The organism is Methylophilus sp., from assembly GCF_035460085.1.
Taxonomy (GTDB): Bacteria; Pseudomonadota; Gammaproteobacteria; order Burkholderiales; family Methylophilaceae; genus Methylophilus.
Genome location: NZ_DATHWZ010000085.1, coordinates 1 through 11,425, shown reverse-complemented (window position 1 = coordinate 11,425; position 11,425 = coordinate 1). Strand labels below are relative to the sequence as shown.

At 46.3% G+C, this 11,425-nt stretch carries 8 protein-coding genes; 7 read left to right on the top strand and 1 reads right to left on the bottom strand.

All coding sequences use genetic code 11. The features are described from left to right. Positions 1-13: 13 nt before the first annotated feature. Positions 14-1,384: an adenylosuccinate lyase gene (purB, locus tag VK958_RS11780; RefSeq protein ID WP_325241555.1), complete on the bottom strand. Its 1,371-nt coding sequence runs from the start codon at positions 1,382-1,384 to the stop codon at positions 14-16. Positions 1,385-1,597: 213 nt separating this feature from the next. Here purB and VK958_RS11775 point away from each other — a divergent pair, with 213 nt between their 5' ends. The 7 genes from VK958_RS11775 to VK958_RS11745 form a co-directional block, all read left to right on the top strand. Continuing rightward, entirely contained in the window at positions 1,598-2,269 is a 672-nt protein-coding gene (locus VK958_RS11775; protein ID WP_325241553.1) for a transglutaminase-like cysteine peptidase, read from the top strand. Positions 2,270-2,427: 158 nt separating this feature from the next. Next, complete coding sequence (locus VK958_RS11770; RefSeq protein ID WP_325241551.1) at positions 2,428-4,356, top strand: EAL domain-containing protein; 1,929 nt, start codon at positions 2,428-2,430, stop codon at positions 4,354-4,356. A 134-nt stretch (positions 4,357-4,490) separates the two neighbouring features. Continuing rightward, positions 4,491-6,635, top strand: a complete 2,145-nt coding sequence (locus tag VK958_RS11765; RefSeq protein WP_325241549.1) for a type I secretion system permease/ATPase — start codon at positions 4,491-4,493, stop codon at positions 6,633-6,635. A gap of 4 nt (positions 6,636-6,639) precedes the next feature. Then, positions 6,640-8,052: an HlyD family type I secretion periplasmic adaptor subunit gene (locus VK958_RS11760; protein WP_325241547.1), complete on the top strand. Its 1,413-nt coding sequence runs from the start codon at positions 6,640-6,642 to the stop codon at positions 8,050-8,052. A 3-nt stretch (positions 8,053-8,055) separates the two neighbouring features. Further along, positions 8,056-8,736, top strand: coding sequence for a response regulator transcription factor (locus VK958_RS11755; protein WP_325241545.1), 681 nt, complete (start codon positions 8,056-8,058; stop codon positions 8,734-8,736). Between the two features lie 217 nt (positions 8,737-8,953). Continuing rightward, entirely contained in the window at positions 8,954-10,762 is a 1,809-nt protein-coding gene (locus VK958_RS11750) for a TolC family outer membrane protein (RefSeq protein WP_325241543.1), read from the top strand. A gap of 228 nt (positions 10,763-10,990) precedes the next feature. Further along, the coding region (locus VK958_RS11745; protein ID WP_325241541.1) for a retention module-containing protein at positions 10,991-11,425 on the top strand (435 nt) is incomplete at its 3' end.

Sequence of the window (11,425 nt, the reverse complement as noted above, 5' to 3'; positions counted from 1 at the left end):
CCTGAAGAAGTCACTAAATATGTTTCACCAATTGACTTGCCTTGCCGGTATAAGTTGCAGGTGTCATCGCCAGTAAATTCTGTTTGGCTTCAGCGGGGATTTGCAGCGTTTCGATAAACGCATGTAATGATTGCTTGTTAATGCCACCTTTGCCGCGTGTGAGTTCTTTTAATTGCTCATACGGGTTTTCAATGCCGTAGCGACGCATCACGGTCTGGATAGGTTCTGCCAACACTTCCCAGCTATTGTCCAGGTCTTCATGCAAACGCTGTGGATTAATTTCCAGTTTATTCAGGCCGCGCAGGCAGGCATCATAAGCCAGCAGGGAGTAACCTAGGGCGACACCCATGTTGCGCAGCACGGTAGAGTCGGTCAGGTCGCGTTGCCAGCGTGAAATCGGTAATTTTTCTGCCAGGTGACGCAAGATTGCATTCGCGAGCCCCAGGTTGCCTTCAGAGTTTTCAAAATCAATCGGGTTGACTTTGTGCGGCATGGTAGAGGAACCGATTTCCCCGGCTTTGACTTTTTGCTTGAAGTAACCGACCGAAATATAACCCCAGATATCACGATTCAGGTCGATCAGAATGGTATTGATGCGAGACAACGTATCGTATAGCTCAGCCATGTAATCATGTGGCTCGATCTGGATAGTCATCGGGTTATATGTCAGGCCTAATGATTCGACAAAGGTTTTGGCAAAGTTTTCCCAGTCTAGGTCAGGGTAGGCGGACAAGTGCGCATTGAAGTTACCCACCGCGCCATTTATTTTGCCTAGTATTTCGTTGGCTTGCAGTTGTTTGAGTTGACGTTGCAAGCGGTAGACCACATTGGCTAATTCTTTACCCATAGTGGTCGGGCTGGCGGTCTGGCCGTGGGTGCGGGAAAGCATAGGCTGATCGGCCAGTGCAGATGAAAGCGCTGTTAAACGCGCTACCACAGCATCCAGGTTGGGCATCATCACGCTATCACGCGCCGATTTGAGCATCAATGCATGAGACAGGTTATTGATATCTTCGGAAGTACAGGCGAAATGGATAAATTCGCTGGCTTTTTTAATGTCGTGGTTACCGTCAAACTTTTCCTTGAGCCAGTATTCAAGGGCTTTCACATCGTGATTGGTACGTGCCTCGATCGCTTTGACCTGCATGGCATCATCTTCGCTGAACGACTGGATTGCAGCATCCAGCTCGGCAATAGTCTCAGCACTGAACGGCGCGATTTCTGCCAGTTTTGGCTCTGCACTCAGTGCTTTCAGCCATTCGACTTCCACCAGTGCCCTGTACCTGATTAATGCATATTCGCTAAAAAATGGGCGCAGGGGGTCAAGTTTAGCGTGATAACGGCCGTCTAAGGGTGAGAGTGCATTGAGGGTGGTAAGAGACATGAATATAAAGCGGTGTGGATTCGAAAGTCGACATTTTACCCAATACGGCACCGCTTGTCTTTTTCTATTCTTATGCCGTTCGGTGGCCGGGAAGCCTTGCCATGATATAAAGTGTCGCTAAGGATGAGCGAAATTACAGATGAAAACCGCTTTGTTCAGCCAATTATGCTTGCCGGTGCCGTGACATAATCGCTCACTGGAAAACTATTGCACATGAAACGCCACTCTTCATCCTTTATCAGTATTGCGGCAGGCTTTTGCCTGACGCTGTGTCTGCTATGGACGCAGATACTGGCGGATGACTATGTACTGGCGATGCTGGAGAAAGTCAGGCAGCGTTACGGCGAAGAGGCTTATCAGAATGTGATGCGCCTGAACGAGCTGTATAGCCAGCTGGCAAATGCCAGCGAAATGACCAAGATCGGCATGGTCAATGACTTCACCAACCAGCATGTGTTATTTGTAGATGACATCAATCTATGGGGCGTTGACGATTATTGGGCCAGCCCGCTGGAAACCTTTGGTAAAGGCGCAGGTGACTGTGAAGACTTCAGTATCGCCAAATACACTTTGCTCAAAAAACTCGGTGTGCCGCAGGATAAGTTACGGTTGACGTATGTACGTGCCAGAATGTCCAGCGGTAATATCCGTCCACACATGGTACTGGCTTATTACGCCATGCCTACCAGCGATCCACTCATTCTGGATAACCTGAATTTCGAAATATTGCCCGCTTCCAGACGTGGCGATTTATTCCCTGTGTTCAGCTTTAATGAAAAAGGCCTGTTTGTCGCCAATAACCCGACCATGCGCGCCGGGTCGCCAAACAATATTTCCAAATGGCGCGATGTACTGACACGCATGCGGCAGGACGGGCTGGAGTAAATGAAAATGCTGAATCACGTGTACCAGAATCTGGAATATTTGCAAACCTTGGCTAAGATATGGTTAATAGCAAAAGTTAATGCTAGGCTTATGGTTGAAGCCTGCATGAACGCCGGGTTGTGGATGAATTTACCCCAAGAAAAAAGAGGGCTTATAACATGTCATTAATAAAACAAATACGCATAGCGATTTCCGTCATTATCCTGATGGTGGCGGCGGGGTGCCTATTTTTGGCTGTGTATGATGACCACCGCTTTATGGCCGAGCAGTTGCAGAAGAAAAATAATGATAATGCCAATGGCCTGGCAATTACCCTTTCCAATATCCAGAAAGACAATGTCACTGTTGAGCTGATTATCAGCGCCCAGTTTGATATGGGTCATTACCGCCGCATCGCGATTATTTCGCCTGACAATAAAATTATGATTGAACGCGTCAACCGTAATCCGCATTCTGTGGCGCCTACCTGGTTTCAATCGTTGTTTTCAGTCAATATCCAGCCAGGTATCGCCAATATTCAATCAGGCTGGCAGCAATATGGCACTCTCGAACTGGAAAGCGAACCTTCGCTGGCCTATGACCAATTATGGGAAACTTCACGCCATGCTGTGCTCTGGACCCTGATCGTCGCCTTTATGAGTTATGTCGTTTCCGGTTTCTGGCTGAAAAAAATCCTGAAACCATTGGATGACGTGATTGCACAGGCTGAAGCACTGGGTGAGCGTAAATACATTACGATTGAAGAGCCGCAAACGGAAGAATTCAAGAAACTTGTGCGCACCATGAATATCCTGTCTGACCGCGTGAAATCCATGGTGACCGCTGAGTCAGAGCGGTTGAACATGTTTAACCAGCAGATCAACTATGACGAAGTCACCGGTTTGATGAACCAGTCGCACTTTACCAACACTGCGTCAGTTGCTTTAAAAAGCGATAGTTTTGTGGAGGGTATGCTCACTTTGGTGCAATTGCGTAACTTGCCAGACATTGACAAGCAGTTGGGCTACAGCGTCACCAATCAGTTGATCAAAAAAGTAGCTGATGCCCTAGAGCAGCAGATGGCACATTACCCTGATGTGGTATGTGGCAGGCTCTCAGGCAGCGAGTTCGGGATCTTCAGTCGCCAGCCGCTGGATGATTTCAATCTTGCTGCTGAACTGAAACTGGTGCTAGAAAAACTGAATGCCGCGCAACAGGTCGTGCAATTCCAGTTTGTGGTCACCCACACTAAAACCATAAACGGCGATGACTTTGTCGATCTTCACAAAGTGATGCAGTTTATCCTGGACCTGGCTGGCGACCAGGCCGCCTTGCCAATGCGGGTGATGAATGCGAACAGTATTGTCACCTCGAGAAAGAATTATCTCAGCCAGTGGAAAGAACAATTCCTGCATGCCATCGAGCATAAGCAAATCAAGCTTGCGCGCTATCCGGTCATGCAAAAGGGTAGACAGCTGTTCCATTATGAGTGTCCATTGCGCCTGCATATTGACGAGGGTGATCAATGGCTGGCTGCCGGTGCGTTTATTGACTGGGCCAGCCAGCTCGACATGATCAAGACGCTTGATGGCCTGGCGTTGGAGTATGCAGTCGATATGCTGGACAAAAACAATGCTAACTTGAGTGTCAATGTGTCTTCTGCTGCCATGCGTAGTGATGAATACAAAGACAAGTTGCAAAGCTTGATTATCGACGTCAAGCGACCTGCACGTTTGAGTTTTGAAGTTTCGGAAGAAGCCGCGTTCAGCGATTTTGTCCAATTCAAGCAGTTCGTACATTTTGTAAAATCACTCGGATGTGTCATCGGTATGGAGCATGTGGCGACACGTCTGGCGCAATTGGGGGATTTGCATGAACTGGGATTGGACTACATTAAGTTTGATGCTTCATTGATACGCGATATTCATTTGCGTCCTCAGCAGCAATCACTTTTACGTGGCTTGTGTATGATGGTACGCACTATGGGCATCATGCCGATTGCTGAAGGCGTGCAGGATCAGCAGGAGCTGGATAGTCTGAATTCAGTAGGGATCGAGGCGGTGACAGGACCTTTTGTGCAGGAAACCCTGCAATTTGGTGACCAATAACCAATGTCAATCTTTGTAATTCACGGGATTTTTGCCATATACTCAGCGTTTTGGTTAAGCGGAACAGTGCATATAATCTAAGCTGCTTAATAATAAGTATGAGCCGTTGATAAGGACAATAAAAAGCCAAAGCCATGGAAACGACGCAATATTTTAACCAAACTGACAAAGACGTTTTACTCGAGTGTCTGCTTTACATCTGCCGTCATAATCGACTGGCAACCACTCGGGATGCGTTAATCTCCGGCTTGCCACTTGAAGATGGCAAGCTTAATCCTGAATTATTTAAACGTTCCGCTGAGCGATTGCGACTTGATGTAACCGTTCAGCAAAGCGCGATCGCTGCCTTGATTCAGCCGCAAACAGATATTACATTGCTGTTGAATAATCATCGTGCCTGTCAGTTGTTGAAGGTTGATGATGGCCATCACTTTGCACAAGTCGTTTTTCCTGACCTTTCACCAGAGCCAGTGACGATGAGCCTGGCCGACCTGGCTGCGGAATATACAGGCTATGCATTGGTGACCAAGCAAAACTACATTTTTGATGCACGTACGCCAGAAGTCGGCCGAGTAAAAATCAGACACTGGTTCTGGGGCTCGATTGCTGAAAACAAAGGCATCTACCGCGATGTGATGGTCGCAGCCCTGTTGATCAATATATTTGCTCTGGCGATGCCGCTTTTTACCATGAACGTGTATGACCGGGTGGTCCCTAACAAGGCAGTCGAAACGCTATGGGTATTGGGTATCGGTGTTGGCCTGATTGTACTTGGCGATTTATTGCTGCGTTCAATGCGGGCTTATTTCCTGGACTGGGCCAGTGCGCGTATTGATGTGAAGCTGAGTGCCCAGATTATGGAAAAAGTGCTCGGTACTCGTTATGATGCCAGACCTACTTCAGTCGGCTCTTTTGCTTCCAACCTGCGGTCATTTGAAAGCGTACGCGACTTTATTACCTCCGCCACAGTTGTTACGCTGATTGATTTGCCGTTCGGCATTATCTTCCTGGTGGTGATTGCCTGGATCAGTCCTTATATGGTGTTGCCTGCACTGATAGGCGGCGCTTTCGTTTTAATCTACTCACTAAGCGTGCAAACCAAAATGCATGACTTATCTGAAACTATGTACCGCGCCAGTGCGCAACGCAATGCCACCTTGATCGAAAGCTTAGTCGGCCTGGAAACCGTTAAGTCCATGGGGGTGGAAGGGCAGATGCAAGGTAAGTGGGAGCGCAGTGCGATATTCCTGTCTGAAGTGGGTAGCAAGCTGAAATTGTTATCCTCTTCAATTACTAATGGTACCTATGCACTGCAACAAATTATCAGTGTTGCCATTATCATCCTTGGCGTTTACCTGATTTCAAATGGTGACCTGACCATGGGTGGATTGATTGCATGTTCGCAACTGACAAGCCGCGCATTGGCTCCCATTTCGCAAATTGCCAGTTTGTTTACCCAGTACCATACCGCGGCGACTTCATTGAAGTCACTCGAAGGCATTATGGAAAAACCGGAAGAACGCAGCAAGGGAGTCAATTTCCTGTCGCGCCCGGCATTCAAGGGTGAAATTGAGTTTAAAAGTGTTTCTTTTAAATATCCTGGCACCGATGAGTTAGCCTTGAACCGGATTTCTTTCAAAATTCGTCCCGGTGAACATGTGGGCCTGATTGGCCGCATGGGTTCAGGCAAGACCACGATCAACAAGTTGATTCTGGGTTTGTACCAGCCGACTGAGGGCGCCATTTTGATTGATGGTATTGATGCACGTCAGATTGATCCGGCAGAGTTACGCCGCAGTATTGGCTATGTGCAGCAGGATAACCACCTGTTTTATGGCACCTTGCGAGACAATATCACGTTACGTCATCAGCACGCCGATGATCAAGCAGTCCTGAATGCAGCGCAGGTGGGTGGTATCGCCGAATTTGTGAATGCGCATCCAAAAGGTTTTGACCTGGAGGTTGGTGAGCGTGGGGATACCCTATCCGGAGGGCAACGGCAAGGCGTTGGCATTGCGCGCGCTTTTGTTACCAGCCCGCAGATTGTGTTGCTGGACGAGCCCACCAGTGCGATGGATCACTCGGGGGAAGAGAACGTAAAAAATAGGATTGCTGAAGCATCCGCCAACAAAACCCTGATTGTGATTAGTCATCGTAACGGCATGCTTGAGCTGGCTGAACGTTTAATTGTGATTGATTCAGGACAGATTGTGGCCGATGGTTCTAAAGAAGATGTCACCGCTGCGTTACGTGCGGGTAAAGTAGGTAAGGCAAGGTAACATCATGGCAAAAAAAATATTTGATAAGTTCGGTGACGTTACTAAAAGTGACAGCATTTGGGTGCGTATGGGCAAACCGGTACATGCGCTAGTGGACAAAATAGTCAAAACAGATACCGCAGAGAATCGATCATGGTCTGAACAGGCACATGATGTCATGGTTGAAGATAGCATGCTGCATGCCAAATTAATCATGTATGCCATTTTGATCATTTTGGTGGTATTGCTGGTCTGGGCCAATCTGGCCGAAGTTGATGAGGTGACTCGCGGTGAAGGCCGGGTGATTCCATCTCGTCAGATACAACTGGTGCAATCACTGGATGGCGGTATCGTCACCGATATCATGGTGAAACTGGGGGATACGGTTAAGCGTGGCCAGCCGCTGATTAAAATTGATGAAACGCGGGCGATTTCCTCATTGAAGGAAAATGAAAGCCAGTATCTATCACTTAAAGCCAAAGAGTCCCGTTTAAAAGCATTGGCTAATGGCGGCTCCTATAATCCGCCAAGTGAGGTGCAGCAAAAGGTACCTGATACCTATTTGCAGGAATTACAATTATTCAATGCCGGGCGCGCAGAACTGGATTCACAAGTGAATATTGCGCGAGATCAGCTGTCTCAGCGGGAGCGCGAGCTTTCAGAAGTGCAATTCAAGAAAGAAGTTGCGATCAAGACTTATGATTCCAATAGCCGTGAATTAGCCGCGAATCGCCCTTTATTAGCCAGTGGTGCGGTTTCCGAGATCGAAATTCTTCGTCTGGAGCGTGAAGCGAACAGGGCCAAAGGCGATATAGACCAGGCTTCTGCGCAAATGAGCCGCTTGACTGCAGCCATTTCAGAAGCGCGACGCAAAGTTTCAGAAGCACAACAGGTGTTTATGAGCAAAGTGCGTACAGAGCTGAATGAGACAACTGCTAAAATCAATAGCTTGACCCAATCCAGTCTTGCATTGTCAGATAAAGTAAAGCAGTCGACGCTTTTGTCGCCGGTGAATGGCAAAATCAGTAAGCTGTATTACAACACCGTTGGCGGTGTCATACAGGCTGGCAAGGAAGTGATGGAAGTTGTGCCCTCCGATGATGCCTTGGTGATTGAGGCGAAAGTGCAGACTAAAGACATCGCATTTATTCGCCCTAAACAACCCGCCATCGTGAAACTGACCGCATACGACTATAGCATTTACGGCAGTCTCGACGGCGAAGTGACAGATATTGCAGCAGACTCGACGATAGACGATAAAGGAAATGCTTTTTATGTCGTTAAAGTAAGAACAATAAAGAATAATATCGGCGACCATCTGCCAATTATTCCTGGTATGGTGGCACAGGTAGATATTTTGACGGGCAAGAAAACGGTTATGTCCTACTTGCTTAAACCTGTGCTTAAGGCTAAATCGTATGCATTAACCGAGCGCTAATCTATGAAACATATTTTTATTACGTCATTAAAGCAGCCTGTAGAAGCCTGGCTGAAAGCCTTCCCCAAATTGGTCACGAGTGCAGAAGTTGTTTCTGCAGATGTTGCCGGTGCAACCCTTGTATGGGTGCATGCCCAACTGGAAAACAGCAACCAGTGGCGTACTCAAGTACAACAAGTATTATCACTAATTCCCACTGCGAAAGTGATTGTGTTGTCCAATAACCCTGATCAATCCGAAGCCATGCAGGCACTCGAATTAGGTGTTGTAGGTTACCTGCATGCTTATGCGCATCATCAAGTTCTTAAGGAAGTCTTTGGTGTTGTGTCGCATGGTGGTATATGGCTGGGTCGCGACTTGTTAAAACATTTGATTACCTTGACTACCCGTGGGACACGTCACACAGCGGATGCAATTGAAGAGGTGTTGGAGGCTTTGACCAAACGTGAGCGGGAAGTAGCATTGGAAGCGGCAAAAGGTAACAGTAATAAGGAAATCGCCAGAACACTCTCAATTTCTGAACGCACTGTGAAGGCGCATCTGACTTCTGTATTTGATACTTTAAAAGTCAGGGATCGTTTACACCTGGCGCTTGTCCTGCAAGGGCAATCCTCTCAAGGCCAATTCGGTTTGGAAACGGGTATCAGCGCTGGTTCATTGAATAAAGCACAGTTGAATTCATAAGTATCCGCATTATTTACGCCAATTAGTTACCAAAATAATAAGATTTAGGGAATTTTAATAAGGGGTTTTATGTCACAAAAATAAGATTTGTGACTTTTTCCCCTAAAATTCCCAACTAATACCATATTAGTAGGGTGGGTAACACTTGTGCCTTAACAATACTGTAGTTATACTGGTTTCAGGATGAAACTTTAATAACTTGTTAAGAGTCTGCACAATGAAACTAAAAAGAATTGCCTCTGCATTAATAATAGGAGTGTTTTCCTGCTCATCAGTATCTTGGGGTGCCAGTCCGGAAACACTAGAGAAAATAATCGAAAAAGCGGTGTCTGAAAACCCAGAGGTTCAGGCCCGCTTTCATGCATATAAAGGGGCAGAATTTGACGAGGCTGCTGCCAAAGGTAGGTACCTACCCAATGTGACAGTTGATCAAGTATTTAGAAATCAGGAGCGTGTCGTTCCTGTAAATATCAATAATACTAACTCTCCAAACCAGCAATCCACGTTAACCTTACGTCAAATGATTTTTGATGGTTTGGCGACCCCGGCAGAGGTTGGTCGTCTGGATCACGTGGCCAAGTCCCGTTTTTATGATTTGCAAGGGCAGATGCAAAGCATTGCATTGGATACCGCCACTGCTTACTATGATTTGTTGCGTTATCGCCGTCTAGTTTCATACGCTGAAGACAACTATATTGTACATAAGCAAGTGCACGAAAAAATCAAGTCTCGTGTAGATGCAGGTGTAGGCAAGAAAGTCGACCTTGAACAAGCCACTGGCCGTTTGGCACTTGCTGAAGCTAATCTGCTGACAGAAACAACCAATCTGTATGATGTGTCTGCAAGATTCCAGCGTCTGGTAGGTGAACTGCCTCCAGCCAATGTGGTTGAAGTGCAGATGACAGGCGAGGGCTTGTCTGAAAGCGGTGATCAGGTGCTTGATACGGCCTATAAACAAAACCCCAACATCCTGGCTTCTATTGAGAACATTGTTGCAGTAGAGAAGTCTGTGTCCGGACGTAAGGCTCCCTTTATGCCGCGTTTGGATTTACAAGGGCGTAAAGTCCTTGATGTGAATGATGCAAGCAGAAACAGCATACTGGCTGCAGATACACTTGAAGTTACTGCCAGTTGGAATATTTTCAACGGTTTCACTGATAAGAATAACCTGGATTCTGCTTCACAAGAGCTTAGTCGTGCGCATGATTTACGCGATAAGGCTTGTATCGATACGCGTCAACTTGTAGCGATTGCTTATAACAATATCCGTCAGTTGAACGAGCAAGTTGCTTATCGTAAACAGCACCAGGATTCCATTGAGAATGCGCGTCTTGCATACCGTAAACAATATGATATCGGTCAACGTACTTTACTGGACTTGTTGGATACCGAAAACGAATATTTTCAAGCCCGCCGTAACTTTACAAATGCCGAAATGGATTTGAGTACCTCCTATGCAAGAACCTATGCAGGCCAGGGTTTGTTGTTGCGCAAGCTGGGTGTAAGTCGTGCTGACGTTGGTGAGTATGCGCGTGAAGAGTACTTGGATCGTGAAAATGTATGTAAGGCTATCGCTCCAGAACAACTTGTCGTAGATAAAGCTGCTTTGCTGGCGAATGCAAAACCTTGGGAAGGTGAAGCGTTTAAACCAAAAGGTCCAGAAAAAGCGACCATGAAGTTCACGCCTCGCATTTTGTTCCAGGCGAATAGCGCTATTATATTGCCAGAGTCCTATGCTGACCTCGACATCGTATATGATGTAGTAAAAGAGTGGGGCAACGATAAGATTGAGATCGCTGGTCATACAGACAAACGCAATACCTCAAAAGAGAAATATAACCTTTTACTCTCTGAGAAACGTGCGAAAGCCGTCGCAGATTATCTGGTCAAAAAAGGATTGGATGGAAGTCGTATCGTAGTTAAAGGTTATGGTTATTCGCAACCTATTGCTGAAAATGATCCAGTCAATGGTAATGACGCGAACCGTCGCGTTGAAGTTATTCGTTTTCAATCAGTAGCTGAATAAACAAATCACAAAACATAGTTGTACTAATCATAAAGCGAAGCCAGAAATGGCTTCGCTTTTTTTATGGGGTTTTTTTGAATTTTTGTGATTGGTGAAGTTTTTTTAAATAATTCATAAAAAAACCGTATTGAAGACTCAATATAGTACTTCAGTACAATAGATTTTCTGTTTGTATTCGCGTTAAATACGACACTATCAAAACTCTCTCAACCTTTATTGGGGAAAAAAATGGCTACAGTGATTGGTACTGTTACTAATGTTCAAGGTATGGCAATTGTGGTGGATGCAAATGGCAACCGTCATATGTTACAAGTAGGCGAAGTGCTTCACGCTGGTGATAAGGTAATCACGGCAAGTGGAGCGACAGTGACTGTCAAACTTGCAAATGGTGAAACAGTAAATTTTGCTGAAGCGCAGACAATTAAGATTACTGACAATTTGGCACAAGTCGATGTGTCAGATGTCACCGAAAATGCAGTCAATCAGGCAGTATTTGATGCAGTGCTGACTGCATTAAACGAAGGACGAGACATCACAGAGGTGCTGGATGCTCCTGCTGCTGGTGAAGCCGGCAGTGACGGTAATGCCAGCTTTGTAAACTTGGATCGCATTTCTGAAAGCGTAACTGGCACAACCTATGATGGTGGAAATGGCTCTGTAGAA